This is a genomic window from Brevibacillus dissolubilis, assembly GCF_006170445.1.
Classification (GTDB): Bacteria; Bacillota; Bacilli; order Brevibacillales; family Brevibacillaceae; genus Brevibacillus_B; species Brevibacillus_B dissolubilis.
Genome location: NZ_VCNA01000010.1, coordinates 30,017 through 46,758 on the forward strand (window position 1 = coordinate 30,017; position 16,742 = coordinate 46,758).

Sequence of the window (16,742 nt, forward strand, 5' to 3'; positions counted from 1 at the left end):
AGAAGAACAGTCTGACAAGTATGAATATGCAGGCTGTAGACCAGTTGAGAGCAGTTAGACGAGAGTAAGTTTTGTAGGTAGCAAGTATTATTGGATATATTCAGTCACGAGCAGAGTTGAGTCGAGTTGGATTGATGAGCAGAGAAGAGGAGAGCTGAGCAGAGTCTGTTACCTTATGACGATACCAGCAAATCCAGAAGCTCTTCTGGATTTTTTTATATTTTCCTCCAAAATTTCTTCCCTCCCTCTCCACCCACACGCATGGATGTTCCCACCGCGTACCCGCTCGATTTCCTGACTGCAATGAATCTGTTCAAAACCTCAAGGGAGATGAATTGGCATGCACAAGGAAGGCTATTTCGGCCAGTATGGCGGGATTTTTATCCCAGAGATTTTGTATCCGGCATTTCAGAATTTGATTGAAGAGTACCACAAGATCAAAGAGGATGAATCGTTCTGGAACGAATTTTTGCACATCTTGCAAAATTTCTCCGGTCGTCCGACACCTCTGACCTATGCTTCTAAACTTACCGAGCATTTTGGTAAGGCCAAAATCTATATCAAGCGCGAAGACTTGAACCATTCTGGCGCACACAAGATCAATAACGTCATCGGCCAGGGTCTCTTGACCAAGCGCATGGGCAAAACCCGTGTCATTGCCGAGACGGGAGCCGGTCAGCACGGTGTGGCGACCGCGATCATGGCAGCGAAAATGGGCTTGAAGGCGACCATCTACATGGGTGCTGTCGACGTAGAGCGTCAATATCCGAACGTATTCTGGATGAAGCAGCTGGGCGCAGAAGTGGTCGCGGTTGAGTCCGGTCAGGCGACGCTCAAGGATGCGATCAACGAAGCGATGCGCGACTGGGTGTCTAGCTTCGAGGATACGCATTATGCGCTGGGTACTGCCTGTGGTGCATATCCGTTCCCTGAGATGGTGACTTACTTCCAATCCGTGATCGGCAAAGAGGTCAAGCAACAGATTCTCACAGCAGAAGGTCGTCTGCCATCCCGCATCTATGCGTGTGTCGGTGGCGGTTCCAATGCGATGGGCGTCTTCCACGAGTTCCTGCCTTCTACTGAAGTAGAGCTGGTCGGTGTCGAGGCGGGCGGTAAAGGTGAAGAATCCGGACAGCACGCAGCGCGGATTGCTTTTAAACAGGCAAAAGTAGGCGTGGCACAAGGCTACAAAACGCTTTTCCTGCAGGATCATGAGGGTCAGATGCAAGAGACACACAGTATCGCAGCGGGTCTCGACTATGTGGGTGTATCACCGATTTTGGCTGATCTGCATGAGCAGAACCGTGTACGCTTCGAGGCGGCACTTGACCATGAAGTAATCGAAGCGGTGAAGCTGATCATCAAGCAGGAAGGGATCATCCCGGCGTTTGAATCGTCTCATGCGTTTGCCAGAGCGTTTGCCGAGATTCCGAACACCAGCAAAGATGATATCGTCGTGATTAACCTGTCAGGCCGTGGGGACAAGGACATCTTTAACATTGCGGAGGGATTGCAAGATGACGAATGGAAGACTTTTATCGCAAGAAGACATCAGCAATATCAAGCTCGCTGATCTGATCGAATCTAAGAAAAGTACCAAACGCATTCAGATCATGACGCACCAGATTCTTGGCTATCCAGACTTTGAGACGAACTATGAGATGATCAAGCTGTTCGCCAAGTACGGTGTAGATTATGTCGAATTGCAGATTCCATTCTCTGAGCCTATCGCAGATGGTCCGGTCTTCCTCAAGGCCAATCAGGATGCGCTCAAGAACGGTGTAACTGTGGAGCAATGCTTTGCCTTCGCGGAAAAGGTGGCAGCGGAGTTCAATATCCCGTTCCTGTTCATGACGTATTACAACATCCTGTATGCACAGGGTGTGGAAGCGTTCGTGAAGCGCAGCAAGGAGATCGGGATCAAGGGCCTGATCGTGCCGGATGCGTATCCAGAAGGTTCTGCTGAGTACTTCGAAGCGTGCCAAAAGCATGGTGTCGACGCGATTGTGCTGACCACGCCGTATACCACCCCAGAGCGGATGGAGTACCTCAATTCGCTGGCGAGCGGCTTCGTCTATTGTGTTGCGCGTAAAGGTGTGACGGGTTCCAAGACCAAGTTCGATGATGCCACTACGGAATATATCGCGAACTGCCGGGCAAGCCTGGATGTGCCGATTGGTGTCGGCTTCGGGATTCAGGAGCGGGAGGATATCGACTATCTCGCGGGTAAGAGCGATATTGCGATCGTGGGTAGTGAGCTCTTGAAGGTGCTGGAGCGTGACGGGCTTGCCGGTGTTGAGAGATTGCTGGCGGAGCTGACGGAGGAGAAGTAAGGGAAGAACGAGTATAGATATTATAGAAGAAATAGATGGATTTTTGGGGGAACAGAGCTTAGTTTGGCTGAGCGGTTGTGAAAAAAAGCGAATCGTTTGATAGAGAAAGCTTCTGCTAGATGATGTGAAAGATGACCCGTAAGACGGACACTTTGAAAAAAGTGAGCCTCTTACGGGTCATTTGTGTTTGAATCCAATTTAACTTAAAAAAAGATGACTCCTGATGAATTCAGAAGTCATCTTCTGGCCGCATAGCAACCGCGGTTCTTTCATGTAAATTTCCACCATCGGAGTCATCACTCACACGGCTCCATGGGTTATATACTTAATACCAATTTGTATTGGAAGCCCAGACAGGTTTCGCGGGGACGAACTTATTGTCATAAAAGACAAGATTCCCATCATCTTGAACGACTAGTGTGTCACCTTTGAGGCCTTCTGGCAAAACTCCGCCGTAATGGCTATTCGACCATGACTTTGTATCTTCATACCAGAAATATACAGGGGCTACATTATCTGTTACTCGAAGAGTTCCGTTCATGATAATTAATTTTTCAGGATGTGCATAAAATTCACGATTTAAGAACGGATCATAGTAAAGAAATTGACTTTTGTTATCAGTGTTTGTATCCCAGAGACCAGTACCGGCTTTATAAAGCACAAGATTCCCATCTGCTTGCATGATGAGAGTAAATCTACCATCATTAGATACTAACGACTGGCCTTGAGATAGTGTTTCGCCTTCTTTGAGATAGTTCTTTGCAAAGGCCGCAGAGACACCAGAGAGCTGAAGCATAGAAACTGCAAGTAAAATAAAAGCGGTCTTTTTCGCAGTCATTTTCATGGAAGTTTACTCCTCTTTAGGAATATTTTTTTAATTCCTAATAGAATATAACATTTACTTCCATAATGATCAACTATTTTACAGTAACTTTTTGTAAATATAGTTCCCGTCATGATGTGAACCTGTCGATGAAACAAACGGATTAAGTGGTGTTCATGCAGAGTATGAGAAATGGCTTTGGTATTCAAAGTTATAGTTCAGATAGTAGTAATTTTTTGGCTGTAAAAGAGCATGTAGGAATATGATAGAAGAGAGGAGGGGGTTCATGAAAACGTGGATGTTTTTTGGAGCAGGTGTACTCGTTGCTTTGTTGATCTTGAGCGTCAATTTCGTCGATGTGGGCGATGGGGGTCAGTATGTAAGCGGAAATATTTTAGCGGAGCAACAGCTTTTGAGAGAACGGATTCATAGTGAGTATCTGATCGGATATGATAAAACTATAGAGATTGCGGAGTGGACAGCGGAAGCTATGAAAACATTGCGTGCGCTATCTGATGGGGATTTGGCGGCGATGAAGCTGATCGGGATGGCAGGGGTGAACCGCAATGATTTGATGAAGAATCATTATATTTACATAGAGTATAAAGAGGGTGTAAGGATTTATATTCCAGTAGGGGTAAGAGAGCCTGAAAAACATGTACTGGTGGAAATGGATGGAGGCTTTTATCAGGGGGAGGTAGGTCGGGAGACGGTTCAGGAAGTGTATAATGTGTTTCCGTGAGAGGATGGTTGGCGGTTTGATAGTAGGTTGAGTTGATGGTTGCAAGTTGCATGTATATGGCTTTAAGCTTCTGTGATGATGGCAGAAGCTTTTTTGTCTTGGTTTTCTATCTATATAGAGGGGCGGTCTGTCCGCGGCGAGCCTTTTTTGAAAATCAACTCAGCGGAGTGAAAGGCAAGGGCGTAGTTACTTCTATGAATCCGCATAGGGGCAAACGCTACGCTTGAGTAGGCTTCGGAGGAATTTTTGACCCGAACATAGCCCTTGGGTTTCATGGAGTGGACAGTGAATCATCCTTGCGGATTTTCGAAGTAGGCGAGTCGCGGACAGACCGCCCCCGCCTCTGTCGAAAAATGCGATATAAAGGTATTTTTACCTGATTGAAAACCATATCAAAAGGTGAGATAATGAGAACACAAAAACGAACAAACGTTCCTGTTTTTATGGAAAGTACCTGATTATCATATAAAAGGAGAGGGATACACCTATGACACAAAACATCAATCTTCTCGTAACAGACGCAGAGCGCAGCCAGACGAAGTTGCTATTGAAGGCTTATCCGTCTATGAAAGCAGCCGTAGATATTTTTACAGATCGAACAAGCCATCTGGGGGTACGGGAATATAACGAGTTTGACTATGCGAACATGGAAGGGCGTGGGACACGCGGAGATATTGATGGCCGGGGGAAACGAGGAGACGTAGTAGGGAACACACTGATCCTGCGTGAAGAACGGCCAGTGATGATCGCGGAGTATGAGGAGAAGCTGCGCGCGGTTGATAAGGCGCTCACTGCATTGCCGGAGATGGAGCGGGAGATTTTGACGAAGTGTTTTCTGGAGCAGAAGCGGGACAAGCAGTTGTACGAATTTGTGTTGAACATTCCGAAGAGCACCTATGATTATCATAAAAAGAATGCGTTGACGACGATGGCGTTTATTTTGAAGGCGGCAGGGGTTATTTCTTGACTTTAACCCAACAAAATGTTGTATCGACATGACATAATGATAGGTTTTGAGGGAGGAGGACCACCTTAATAGGGGTGGTTCTTTTTTGTTGATTTTGATATTTTTTGTAGAACCTATCAGGTAGAATGGAGATGCAGGCAACGAAAAGACAGGCTTGCCTCTCCTTTTATTAGACATTCACAACGTTTTGTTGTGTTAATACCAGACCAAACTTATCTCAAACCCGCTTTTCTTTTCTACCTAACCTGCGTCAACCCCCTGTTAAGATAGTAACATCAAGTTTTAGGGAAACAGCCATTCGCGATTAGAAGCGGGTGGCTTTTTGTATGAGTAGCTTGTGGTGGTGAACAGGAAGGGAGGTTTTGATTCGATGAGTCAGAGGACGTTGCGCCCGGAGCAGATGATTGCGATCCGGCATCTGGCATTGCCGAAAGAACAGCGGCCTACGTTAAAAGAGATTGCCAAAAAGTGCGGGGTCTCGGAGCGGACGATTAACCGCTGGAAGCAGGATGAGTGGTTTTGTGAGCAGTGGAAAAAGGAAGTGCTGAAGCAGACGACGGAGAAGTTGCCTGACCTGCTTCATAAGATGCCGGAGATCGCCATCGAGCAGGGGAATGCCTCGATGGCGAGAACCTTCCTGCAAGCACACGGACTGTTGGGGCCGCAGATCGAAGAGGGGGCAAGCGTGATACAACTGCCGCGCGATGCCCAAGCGATCAAGAAGCGGATGGAAGAATACAGGCGACAACGCAGGAAAGCTCGGCAAAAGGGACCGTAGATCAGCAGCAAGCAGCAGGAGGGGGATGACGTGGCATGGATGGGCAACCGTTGGGTGAATCGGGCGGAGCGGGCTGAGATCATTGCTGAACTCGGCAAGCTGCTCGATGTGATGACCCGAACCGATGACCTGCCGATGGAGGAACTGCTGGAGGTGGACGCTCTCCTGCTGGAGTGGGAGCGGCTGACGAGGATTCATCGGGCACAGGAGGATGTGCTGTACTTTGCTCATGCGTATTTTGGCGAGTGTGAAAATCCGGGCAATGACGGGAACTGGATTCCCTCTCCGATCGGGGAGGCACCGGAGTTTCATCGGGAGCTGTGCGGGCTGCTCAGCGAGATTGCGGTCGAGGCACCGAACAAAAAAGTGTGCTGGGCCGCCCCGCGTGGACATGCCAAATCATCGTATCTGGCCAAAACCTTTCCGCTGCACCAGCTGTGCTACCGTCAGCGCCGCTACATCATGATCATCTCCGAGACGCCGGATGTCTCAACTGCCAATCTGGCGTGGATCAATCATCAGCTGAAGCACAACAGGAAGCTGCGACAGGATTTCGGCCCGTTGCTGGCACCAATCAAACAGCGGAACCCGCAGGATAATGTCACGGCGTTCATCACGTGGGAGCCGAAAGAGGATGAAGATATGGGTGACGGCGCAGGTGGGTCTGACAACATGTTGGGTAAGTTGGTCGGGGCTGGGAAAGCGACTGGCAAGACAGTGGGCAGACCAACGTCCAAACCAACGTCCAAACGATTACTCACCAAAGTCGAAGCCGCCTCAACCGGAGAAGCCCTGCGCGGCCGCAACTGGAACGCGATCCGCCCTGATCTGATCATCTGTGACGATCTGGAGGGAGTCGCCAACACCAGTACGCCGCAGATCCGGCAGAAGCTCAAGGACTGGTTCGCGCAATACGTCATGCCGCTGGGTGATCCGGCTGGTGCGAAGACAGCTTTCCTCTACATGGGGACGACGGTTCACTCCGACTCACTACTCTTATATGTGATGCAGGAGTACCGCGATTTTACCTCGCGTCTGTATCGGGCGGTGATTCGCTACCCTGACCGGATGGATCTCTGGGAGACCTGCCGCCAGATCTACAAAAACCGGGACAACCCCGACTGCGTGAGAGAGGCCGAAGAATTTTACACGGCACACAAGGAAGAGATGGACGCAGGGGCGATCGTCCTGTGGGAACAGGTCAAGCCGATCTGGGAGCTGATGACCTGGAGGTGGAACCGGGGCAGCAAGGCGTTCAACACCGAGTTTCAAAATGAACCGATTGATGAGGAGACCCAAGTGTTCGTGCCCGAACGCTTTTTTTATTGGAGCGATGCTGAGCCGGGCAAGGAGTTTGATCACGCGCAGTACGAGATCTTTTTTGGGATCGACTTTGCCATGGGCAAGCAGCGCGGTGACTACTCAGCCTTGGTGGTGATCGCCAAGCACAGCGAGACGGGTGCGATCTATGTGGTGGACTGCTTCATTGAGCGGGTGCATCCGGACCGGTTCATGGATGAGATCGTCGAGCGGGTACTGACGTGGCAGCCGCTGGGGATTGCCGCCGAGGCGCAGATGGCACAGGAATTCTTCGTGCATAAGCTCAAGGAGGCGCTTCGCGACGAGGGCTATCCGGTCAACACGCGGGTACACGAGATCCATCAGCGGACGAGGAAGGAGCTTAGGATCGAGTCCCTTTTGCCAGATATCGAAAATACGACGATCCGCTTCAGCCGCAGGCATGGGACGCTCTTGGATATGTTTGAGCGCTATGGGACGGGCTATCACGATGACGGCCCGGATGCGCTGGAGATGGCGGTCAGTATCAGCAGGCTCAGCAGGAAGAAGACGACACGGACGCGCAAGCACATTTATTAAGGAGGGATAGCTGGTGAAAAAGGTAAACGTACGGGTGATCAAGGCACAGCAGAAGCAGGAGATGACGAAGGCACAGCATTTTGCGGCGACGGAGGAAGATCCATATGCAGGCGCATATACGGACAGCGACCTGCTTGCCCCGCCGTATCTGCCTGAGGCCCTTTACTCGATCTATGACAACTCTACAATCCTGAAGCAATGCGTCGAGACCTACCGCCGCAACATCGTCGGCTTCGGGGCAGCACTCAAGTATGTGGAGGATGAGACCCAGTCGGAGGAGACGCCAGAGATGCGGGCCGAGTGGGATTTTTTCAAGAATTTCATGAAGTACTTCAACTTCGACCAGTCGTTTGAGGATGTGATGGGCGAAGCGATTGAGCACCGTGAGATCTATGGCAATGCCTACATCGAGATTCTGCGCAATGGCCGCGGGCTTCCGGACGGCGGGGAGATCATCGACCCGAAATTCGTCCGCTTGACCAAGCTAGGTGAGCCGGTCGATATCACATACATGCGCGAGGGCAAGATTTTTTACCGTAAAAAGCGCTTCCGCAAATATGCACAGAAAATCGGCGGAAAAACGGTCTGGTTCAAAGAATTCGGCGACCCGCGCAAGATGGACAGCCGCACCGGACAATACACCCAGCAGCTCCCGATCGAGCATGAGGCCAACGAAATCCTGCATCTGAAAATCGGCAGCAGTGCCTACGGTGTACCGCGCTGGGTCGGTCACTCGATCCACATGGTGGGTGCGCGCAAGGCAGAAGAACTGAATTACCGCTACTTCGAACAAGGTCGCCACACTCCGGCGGCCATTATTATTTCCAACGGTACCTTGTCCGAGCAGAGCGAAGAGGCACTGGCTGCTTACGCGGCATCGGTGGAAGGGACAGACAACGCGCACAAGTTCCTGCTGATCGAAGCAGAAGGCATGGTGGATGACTTTGGCGACAAGGAAGGCAAGAACGTCAAGATCGAGCTGAAGAGCCTCGCGGATATGCTCCAGCAGGATGCGCTGTTCCTCGAATATGATGAAGCTTCGCGCAAAAAAGTGCAGTCGTCGTTCCGTCTGCCGGATATTTTTGTCGGGCGTTCGACGGATTACAACCGGGCGACGGCAGATACGGCGCGTAAGCTGACAGAGGATCAGGTGTTCAAGCCGGAGCGCAATTCGCTGGAGTTTATTATCAACAATAAGCTTTTGGCGGAGTATCAGCTGAAGTCGACGGTGCTGTACTTCCGTGGGCCGGATATCAGTGACTCGGAGGAGAAGGCGAGATTGCTGGATGTGTTCATCCGCGCTGGTGCGGTTGCGCCGAATGACCTGCGTGAAGAGGTGGGTAAGGTGATCGGCAAGGAGTTGGAGAATTTTGCTGATGGGAAGTTTAACTTGCCGGCTGGAGTGCAGGGTGGTGAAGATGATCAAGGTTCCTCTGTTCCTGTACAGAAGGCAGATGACGATATTGTCGCTGTTTTGAAAGATGTGCGGGATGTGTTGGAGGAGGTGGCGGTGGTTGAGAAGATTAATCAAGCTGCTCGCCGTTATTAATAGATTGATTCGGAAGGCTAATAAACAGCTGGAAGAGGAATTAGGGCACATGTTTCTTGCAAAAGAAATGATAGCCCGGATGGAAAAGCTGGAATCCCGGATAGGGAGCATCATGAGTCAAGAGAAGAGCGATATCAGAGAACGTCTTACAAAGCCAACGAAAAAGCCGGCTAATTTGTCAGAGTTGGAAGACTTTGTCGAAAAGAGAGCAAGCAATGATATGCTAGGCCAACGAATTTCAGCGGCATGTGAGAAGCATTTTACCCAAACTGTCAATGAACTGTCGCGTGAGACGATGAAAGCTCTTGAAGGTGACTATCCGTACATCGGCATGTCTGATGAAACGAAACAGATGATCCGACGACTGGCGGAAGAACTGGGCAAAAACATCAGCAGCAAAGTTTATCAGGAAATGATGCAGGCTGTCCAATCTGAGAAGGAAAATGGAGGATCAATCCAAAATTTTTTGAATGAACTTGCAAAATTGCCCCACCTTCAGCGGGACGTGGCTCGAGATTTGTCACAAAACAATATGCCTACTATATATAGTCAAGCACAGTCGGAAGCTTTTCAGCAGTCTCCTATCGTAGTTGGTAAGGTCTGGGAGCATAATCAAGGTGGGGCAAATAGCCGTTCTGCTCACGTTTCCTTAAGTGGTACTGAGATCGGCCTCAATGAATTTTTTCGATTAAACGGCTACCAAGCTAAATACCCCCGTGACCCCTCCTTACCTCCGAGTGAGCGCTACAAGTGCAGATGTACGATGAGGGCTGTCAGGGAAGAGAACCTCAGTAGAGAACAGAAAGAGCTACGGTACCGAGAGCGTTTGGAACGTTTGAAAGTGGAGCCGGATATCACTGCTTGGGTAACAGAGCCCATTCTTGTCTCGACCCCTGAAACCAGACGTGCACGCATAGGTAATTTTAAAGAAGCTATGCAGCATAAACAACGAATCAGGGATTTAAAAGAGTATCATGAAGGCGTAGAGCGGGTAACTGGAGTAAAGGTAACCGAGCAACAGATGAAACTGCTGCGTGCTGCTCTTAAACTAAAGCCTTTTGAAAAGCTGACTGTCGCGCAAACTGAAGAAAGTCGGGAAGAGTTCTCAAGAATAAAAAACAAGCTTATTAAAGAGTGGGAAGAACAAACAGGGCAAGTCTGGCCTCGTTATGAACAGGATGTGTACAGCCGTAAGGGCAAGGTCATTCGAGAAGAGGGTGATTACTACGATGCACATCACTTGATCGAATGTACGTATGGCGGACCGAATGTCTGGTGGAATATTCATCCTGCGAGATTCCCTGACCAGCATCAGAGAGCGATTCATGGTAAAAACGGTGTTGCCAAAAAAGTTTTCCCAACGAAACGGGGGACTTGATACAATGGAGCCATACCTTCTAATATTTTGGAAATGGGGGAAATAACGTGGCCCGATATGATTATCTCAAACCTTATATTGTGGAACCTGGAAAAAAGAAAGTTCCCGGACAAAAACATGTTTTCTATCCTTTATCTGCTGAAGAGATTCAGAAAGAAGAACTGCGATTGGGTCGTCCGTTTCCAGCAGAACTAAGAGAGTTTTATTTGGAAGTGGGGTACGGATTCCTTTCAAAGGATTCAGGAAGCATGGTGAACAGAATAATGGATCCTGCTTCTGTTGTAGATTATTATCTGGGTGAAGATGATTACGAGGATGATATGAATCGTGAGTTAGTTGAGGATGATCAGCTACCTTTCTTTGAAGTCTCCGAAGTCTTGGTTCTAGGGATTGATTTTGATAGCAGCGAAAGTGGAGCTAACCCGGTCAGAAAGTACGGATATATCATCGAAAATTCACTTGAAGATTTTTTGCGGAATTGTGATGAAGAAGCAGACTACTATTTGGATAAGTAAATCCCGATTCACGCATAAGCCCTTAAGCTGCTCCGTAAACAAATGTTTTGCTGAATAGGAAGGACTTGCTCAATTTGCCATGGGCTTTGTTTCTTGGCAAAGCAAGGGCGTCCCTTCCCCTTTTTTTGATCAGTTACACAACATATTGTTGGGTCATTACTAAACCAAACCCATCCAATACCCGTCTTTCCTTTCTACCTAAATCAAGTCACACCCCTGTTATGATAGTAACATCAAGAAGTAAGCGAAAAGCCCTTAGCTCCCCGCGAGCAAGGGCTTTTCTTATGCCCTTTTCAACGATTGAATCTTTTGAAAGGAGGTGAAACCAAAATGCCAAGACAACTGATCAACGCCGAAATCACTCACGTCTCCTACGTGGACTCGGCTGCCAACCAGCGCCGCTTTTTCCTTACCAAAGCAGATAAGCGTCCGACATTCCAAAAACGCGTGCGCCTCTTGACCAAACAAACCGACGAGCAAAAACTCGTCTACGGCGTCGTCTACCAACCAGACGTCGTAGACTCGCAAGGCGATTACATGACCGCTGCCGAGATCGAACGCGCCGCGCACCACTTCATGGCGAACTACCGTCAGATCGACCGCCAGCATAATTTTGAGGCGGGGTATGGGACGGTCGTAGAATCCTACGTCGCGCCTGACGATCTCGAAGTGGGCGGCCAGGTCATCCCGCGCGGATCATGGGTGCTCGTCACCCGCGCATCCGATGAGATGTGGGACGAAATCAAGCGAGGCAACATCACAGGCTACAGTATGGGAGGGACTGCGGAAGTGTTGGAAGATGGCGTACAAGCACAGGCAACCGTGCGTAAAAACCAGGCAAGCACAGAGTTTTGGGCGTCACTCGCTGCGATGCAGGATGTGATCGCAACCGAAATGGCCAAAGACCTGCCTGACACCGAGCGCATCAAAAGCGTGACCGCTCAGTTCAGCGACCTGCTCGCACGAGTGGCGATTGCTGAAGATGTAATCGGTACGGTGGGACAGCCGCCAGAGCAGCGGATGGCGGCACAGCCGATCGAGGTTCCGCGTGAGGATATCCAAGAGATCGTCGCCGAAGAAGTGGTGAAGATCCTGCGCAAAAACGAGCTGGAACAACCGCCGCAAGTGACGATCAAGCAAGTCCAAGACCTGCTCCAGGCCGAGCTGACTCCGCTTGCCGAGCGTATCGAAGCACTGGAGCGTGCCCGTGGCATCTCCAAGGCTCATGATGCGTCTACAGGCGGCGGGCGTGACAGCCAATCGGTCTGGAACGGTCTTTTTCATCTCTAAAACACTCAAGGAGGTCTAGTGAAACATGGGAATCAGCAATCGACAACTCATTGATAAAGCGGCGATCAGCCTCTCTTCTTTTACCAACGGCGGGGTAATGACGCCAGAGCAATCCGCACAGTTCTTCCGTATGGTGCAGGGTGCACCGACACTGCTCAAGGATGCACGCCTCGTGCAGATGAAATCCGACCAGGTGAAGCTGGAAAAAGCGGGCTTTGGTTCCCGTATCCTGCGCTCTGGTGACTCCGCCGATGCCAATGCATCCGGCACCATCCAGCTCAACGGCAAAGAAATCGTGGCTGAGATCGGCATCACGTATGATTCCATCGAGAACAACCTCGAAGGCACGACCGTAGAAGATGCGCTCATGCAGATGCTCGCTGAGCGTGTCGCGGTTGACCTCGAGGAACTCGTGGTGAATGGTGATGCAGCTTCCTCTGACCCGTTCCTCAAGCTGATGAACGGTGTGCGCAAACAAGCGGTGTCTCACGTGGTGGATCAGGCTTCTGCGGCTTTTGACCAATCCGCGTTCAAGAATGCCTACATGGCAGTGCCGTCCAAATTCCTCCGCAACCCGGCGGAATGGCGTTTCTACACGTCCCATGCGGTTGATGTGGCTTGGAAACAGATGGTAGCGGCAACCCAGCCAACCATCGGTGACACCACCACGCAAAGCAACAGCACCAGTGTCTACGGCATCCCGGTACAAGGCCTTGCGATGCTGCAAAACTACAATGACGGTGCGGGCAATCTCGTATCCGACATGCTCCTGACTCATCCGAAAAACATCGTCGTGGGTCTTAACCGCGACATCCGTATCGAAGTGGACAAGGATATCCGCGCCCGTCAGTTCATCGTGGTGCTGACTGCGAAGATCGATGCGACTTTTGAAGAGGAAGACGCTGTGGCGAAAGTGATTAAGGTGAAAGCCTAGACCTTCGTAAAAAGGAGGGATGGATCATGTGGGCCAAGCTCGTCCAAGGGAAACACTATTATCTTTTTGGCTGCCACTTTGAGCGGGATATCCCGCAAGAGGTGGATCAGCGCACATATGACTATCTGCGCAATCACTCGCAGTTTGAGCTGGGCGGTGAGCTTTTGCATGAGGAGTCCAGCCGACCACGGACGATGGCGGCAGGGACCAAGGCGACCGAGCCTGACCAGCCTGAGCCAAAGCCCTCCCGCAAACGCAGAACCGCAAGTGCCAAAGCGTAGATGAGGCAGGTGAACAACACATGATTACACCGCAACAGGTGATGGACTACAGCGAATTTGATGTGGTGAAGAAGCGTGCACAAGAAAAGCTCGCCCACGACATCATCCAAGCCAAGAGTGACATCTACCAGTACGTCGGTCACCGCTTCAGCCCTGACCAGTACCCAACCGTCCCAGAAGAAGCGATTCTCGCGTGTCTTAGGCTCGCAGAATTCTATGCGCTGATCAACAGCGATGAGTCGGCGGTCAAGGGGTACAAATCAGAGCGGATCGGTGACTATTCCTATACGCTCAACGATGGTAACGTCGTACACAAGCCGATGCTGGCATCCTTGCTTGCAGGCTTCGTCAAACCCGGCGGCACTGGTGGTCAGGTGCGCTTTAAGATGAGGTCGGTCTGATGAGCTACCGAGGACTGTTGACCGATCATTGCGACATCTACCATCTGAAGCATCGGATTAAGCCGGCGCACTATGGGCTGCCTGGTGAGTCTGAGTTCTATTATGAGGAGACACCAGATGCAAGCGGGGTCTCTTCGTTCTGGTCCAGCCGGGGGAGCAACCTTGTGCAGGGTGAACCTGCGATGAAGCTGTCTGAGAGCTTTCTCGTTCATTTTGCAATGGACACCGATGTGCGGGCCAATGACCGCGTGGTGTATCAGGGCGCGACCTATGTCCTGCAGCTGCCGCGGATCATCCGCAACCATCATATCGAAGTGGTGGCGATGCGGGAGGAGATGCTATGAGCAGCTCTGACATCGCCGCCTTTGCCAGAAAGCTCGAAAAGCTGGCTGGTGGAGAACTGAAGCGTGAACTGGCGCAAAGTCTGGAACGCGCAGGCCTAGAATTTCTCGACTTGGTGCAAAAAGAGATCGTTCGCTCCGGCACGATAAACACCAAAACCCTGCTCCAATCGTTCGAGAAAGGAAATGCCGACAATGTATGGCAGCTGACCCACGGCGGAATGACGCTTGAGGTCGGCACGAATGTCGAATACGCCAGCCTGGCCAACGATGGTCACTGGCAAGAGAGGCGCTTTGTCCCGGGAGAATTTCGGGGCGGGCGCTTTATTTATTCCCCCAACGCCTCGACAGGCATGCTGCTCAAGGCCAAGTGGGTGAAGGGAACCAACTACTGGGACGCAGCGATTGCAGTGATGGACAGGCAGTTTGAACAGATGCTTGACCGTCTGCTGCAGCGCTATCTGGATCAATTGTAAAGGGGGTGGACAGATGCTGGCTGAAGTAGCGGCCATCGCCAAATTTGCGCTTGGCACATGCGACGCCGCCCTGTATACCGACAACATTCCCGAGGGGATGAAGATACCGGCCTTATATATCTCAGCCCCCACTGTCTCCGATGCGGTCGACACCACGACAACCTACCAAAAGCAGTATGTGTTGTCGATCAAGGTGTTTCACACCGATACGCCCCAGGCTTTTGACTTGGCTGAGGTGATCGCAGATGAGATCCGCAACAGACGCTCGCTCATCCCACTCGTCAATGAGGCGGGAGAGCCGAACGGGCAATCCTTGCGCATCGAACAGACCGATGTGAAGACGGTGGATACCGGTGTCGCGCAGCTGACGATCAAGTGGCGCAGCCGTTATCACTACCACCGAGAGGCAGGCACCACTGTGCAGAGAGTTACCGTGACAGGGAAGGTGAAGGACTGGTGACACCAAAAAAGCGACGCACCGTACAGGCTGAACAGACACAACTGACCGGGCCAACCGGACAGGGAGCAAAAAGCACGTCCACGGATAAGCGTGCGAACCAAGCGTTCAAGCTAGAGACCTTGCGTGCATACTCCAAGCAGCTGTTTGGCGTAGAGCAAGAGATTTTTGACGGGGCTTTGTATGGTACATCCGCCGTGGAATTGACCAAGCAAGAAGCCCAACAACTTATTAACGAATTCCTTATAAAGGAGGCTACCCGATAATGGCTGGTGGAATTTGGATTGAAGGTGTAGAACAGGTGAGAGCAGGTTTGTATATGAATTTTAAATCAAAAGCACTGGAGCGCATGAAGATCGCAGATCGCGGCACCGTCGTGCTCCCGCTTTTGCTCAGCTGGGGGGAATACAAGTCCTTCCAACGCATTGATACCGAAGCAGACTTCATGGACAATCTCGGCTACGATGTCAATGCCCCTGAGGTACTGCTGGTACGTGAAGCGAAAAAACGCGCCAAAACCGTACTCGTCTACTGCCTCAACAATGGTGTGAAGGCGTCCGGTACATTCGGCACGTCCAGCAACACCGTGACCGTAACTGCGAAGCTCGCAGGTGTACGCGGGAATGACCTGATGATCACCTCTGCGGCTGATGTGCTCGATGAGTCCAAGCGCGTGGTGAAGACCCTGCTCAAAGGCCGTGTCGTCGATGAGCAGCGCGTAGCCGATATCTCTGAGCTGAAAGCCAACGCCTGGGTGTCCTTCGCGGGTACAGGCTCCGTGCCGACTACGGCAGGTACCGTTCTCAGCGGCGGTCTCAATGGCCTCGTGAACAACGAAGATCACACCAGCTTTTTGGAAGCGTGCGAGACCCAACACTTCGATGTGATCGCGTATCCGTATGAGGATGAGGCACTCAAAACGACATTTGTCTCCTTCATCAAGCGCATGCGTGAGCAGGAAGGTAAGAAAATCCAAGGTGTCGTAGCGAACTATGCAGCCGACTACGAAGGCATCATCAACGTGGTCAACGGCGTGAAGCTGGGTGACGGCACTGTGATCGATGCGGCCAAAGCAACCGCTTGGGTAGCGGGTGCCACCGCTGGAGCATCCATCGCGGCGTCCAACACCTATTCTGTGTACGAAGGCGCAACCGATGCCAACCCACGCATGAAAAACAGTGATATCATCGCAGCCCTCAAGCAAGGCCAATTCCTGTTCATCCACGACGGCGTCCGCGTCAAGGTGGAGAAGGATATCAACTCCCTTGTCACATACAGCCAAGACCGCAACAGCCGCTTCAGCAAAAACCGCGTGCTCCGCGTACTCGACGCGATCGCGAACGATTTTAGCCGCGTTGTCAATGAATCCTATGTGGGCAAATTGAACAACAATGCAGACGGCCACGCCCTGCTCAAAGAAGCAGCCAACCAATATCTGCGCCAGCTCCAAGATGCAGGCGCGATCCAAAACGTCAACTTCCTCACTGACTTCATCATCGACACCGCGAAGTCCACAGGTGATGAAGTATTTGCAACCCTCGGCATCCAGCCGGTCGACAGCATGGAAAAATTCTATTTCAACGTGGAGGTGCAATAATC

General features: G+C 51.0%; 19 protein-coding genes. 18 read left to right on the top strand and 1 reads right to left on the bottom strand.

The window, feature by feature from the left end:
* Nucleotides 1–340: 340 nt before the first annotated feature.
* Together trpB and trpA are read left to right on the top strand one after the other, a co-directional pair.
* Nucleotides 341–1,573, top strand: coding sequence for a tryptophan synthase subunit beta (trpB, locus tag FGI41_RS18225; RefSeq protein WP_139491773.1), 1,233 nt, complete (start codon nt 341–343; stop codon nt 1,571–1,573).
* Nucleotides 1,518–2,333 carry a tryptophan synthase subunit alpha gene (gene trpA, locus FGI41_RS18230; protein ID WP_139491774.1) on the top strand — a complete coding sequence of 272 codons (816 nt, stop codon included), beginning with the start codon at nt 1,518–1,520 and terminating at the stop codon, nt 2,331–2,333. The genes trpB and trpA overlap by 56 nt, the downstream gene beginning before the upstream one ends.
* A gap of 325 nt (nt 2,334–2,658) precedes the next feature.
* Here trpA and FGI41_RS18235 read toward each other — a convergent pair whose 3' ends face one another.
* Nucleotides 2,659–3,177, bottom strand: a complete 519-nt coding sequence (locus FGI41_RS18235) for a hypothetical protein (protein WP_255298527.1) — start codon at nt 3,175–3,177, stop codon at nt 2,659–2,661.
* Nucleotides 3,178–3,442: 265 nt separating this feature from the next.
* Here FGI41_RS18235 and FGI41_RS18240 point away from each other — a divergent pair, with 265 nt between their 5' ends.
* The 16 genes from FGI41_RS18240 (at nt 3,443) to FGI41_RS18315 (ending at nt 16,740) form a co-directional block, all read left to right on the top strand.
* The gene (locus FGI41_RS18240) at nt 3,443–3,898 is read left to right on the top strand and encodes a hypothetical protein (protein ID WP_139491775.1); all 456 of its coding nucleotides are present in this window, start codon (nt 3,443–3,445) and stop codon (nt 3,896–3,898) included.
* 487 nt (nt 3,899–4,385) lie between these two features.
* Nucleotides 4,386–4,865, top strand: a complete 480-nt coding sequence (locus tag FGI41_RS18245) for a sigma-70 family RNA polymerase sigma factor (protein ID WP_139491776.1) — start codon at nt 4,386–4,388, stop codon at nt 4,863–4,865.
* A 370-nt stretch (nt 4,866–5,235) separates the two neighbouring features.
* Complete coding sequence (locus tag FGI41_RS18250) at nt 5,236–5,643, top strand: phBC6A51 family helix-turn-helix protein (RefSeq protein ID WP_139491777.1); 408 nt, start codon at nt 5,236–5,238, stop codon at nt 5,641–5,643.
* Between the two features lie 39 nt (nt 5,644–5,682).
* Nucleotides 5,683–7,521 (top strand): phage terminase large subunit, encoded by a 1,839-nt coding sequence (gene terL / locus FGI41_RS18255; protein ID WP_255298537.1) that lies wholly within the window; start codon nt 5,683–5,685, stop codon nt 7,519–7,521.
* Nucleotides 7,522–7,534: 13 nt separating this feature from the next.
* Nucleotides 7,535–9,070, top strand: a complete 1,536-nt coding sequence (locus FGI41_RS18260) for a phage portal protein (protein WP_255298528.1) — start codon at nt 7,535–7,537, stop codon at nt 9,068–9,070.
* Nucleotides 9,036–10,448 (top strand): putative phage head morphogenesis protein, encoded by a 1,413-nt coding sequence (locus FGI41_RS18265; RefSeq protein ID WP_176560338.1) that lies wholly within the window; start codon nt 9,036–9,038, stop codon nt 10,446–10,448. Before FGI41_RS18260 ends, FGI41_RS18265 begins: the two co-directional genes overlap by 35 nt.
* A gap of 47 nt (nt 10,449–10,495) precedes the next feature.
* Nucleotides 10,496–10,963 (top strand): SMI1/KNR4 family protein, encoded by a 468-nt coding sequence (locus tag FGI41_RS18270; RefSeq protein ID WP_139491780.1) that lies wholly within the window; start codon nt 10,496–10,498, stop codon nt 10,961–10,963.
* A gap of 330 nt (nt 10,964–11,293) precedes the next feature.
* Nucleotides 11,294–12,253 carry an XkdF-like putative serine protease domain-containing protein gene (locus FGI41_RS18275; RefSeq protein WP_139491781.1) on the top strand — a complete coding sequence of 320 codons (960 nt, stop codon included), beginning with the start codon at nt 11,294–11,296 and terminating at the stop codon, nt 12,251–12,253.
* Between the two features lie 25 nt (nt 12,254–12,278).
* Nucleotides 12,279–13,187: a phage major capsid protein gene (locus tag FGI41_RS18280; protein WP_176560339.1), complete on the top strand. Its 909-nt coding sequence runs from the start codon at nt 12,279–12,281 to the stop codon at nt 13,185–13,187.
* A gap of 26 nt (nt 13,188–13,213) precedes the next feature.
* Nucleotides 13,214–13,468, top strand: coding sequence for a YqbF domain-containing protein (locus FGI41_RS18285; protein ID WP_139491782.1), 255 nt, complete (start codon nt 13,214–13,216; stop codon nt 13,466–13,468).
* Between the two features lie 20 nt (nt 13,469–13,488).
* Nucleotides 13,489–13,869 carry a protein YqbG gene (gene yqbG / locus FGI41_RS18290; RefSeq protein ID WP_139491783.1) on the top strand — a complete coding sequence of 127 codons (381 nt, stop codon included), beginning with the start codon at nt 13,489–13,491 and terminating at the stop codon, nt 13,867–13,869.
* On the top strand, nt 13,869–14,213 hold the full coding sequence (locus tag FGI41_RS18295) for a DUF3599 family protein (protein WP_139491784.1): 345 nt from the start codon (nt 13,869–13,871) through the stop codon (nt 14,211–14,213). Before yqbG ends, FGI41_RS18295 begins: the two co-directional genes overlap by 1 nt.
* The gene (locus FGI41_RS18300) at nt 14,210–14,686 is read left to right on the top strand and encodes an HK97 gp10 family phage protein (RefSeq protein WP_139491785.1); all 477 of its coding nucleotides are present in this window, start codon (nt 14,210–14,212) and stop codon (nt 14,684–14,686) included. Before FGI41_RS18295 ends, FGI41_RS18300 begins: the two co-directional genes overlap by 4 nt.
* 13 nt (nt 14,687–14,699) lie before the next feature.
* Nucleotides 14,700–15,146 carry a phage portal protein gene (locus tag FGI41_RS18305; protein ID WP_139491786.1) on the top strand — a complete coding sequence of 149 codons (447 nt, stop codon included), beginning with the start codon at nt 14,700–14,702 and terminating at the stop codon, nt 15,144–15,146.
* Nucleotides 15,143–15,409: a YqzN/YkzM domain-containing protein gene (locus FGI41_RS18310; RefSeq protein ID WP_255298529.1), complete on the top strand. Its 267-nt coding sequence runs from the start codon at nt 15,143–15,145 to the stop codon at nt 15,407–15,409. The genes FGI41_RS18305 and FGI41_RS18310 overlap by 4 nt, the downstream gene beginning before the upstream one ends.
* Complete coding sequence (locus tag FGI41_RS18315; RefSeq protein ID WP_139491787.1) at nt 15,409–16,740, top strand: phage tail sheath family protein; 1,332 nt, start codon at nt 15,409–15,411, stop codon at nt 16,738–16,740. Before FGI41_RS18310 ends, FGI41_RS18315 begins: the two co-directional genes overlap by 1 nt.
* Nucleotides 16,741–16,742 lie beyond the last annotated feature (2 nt).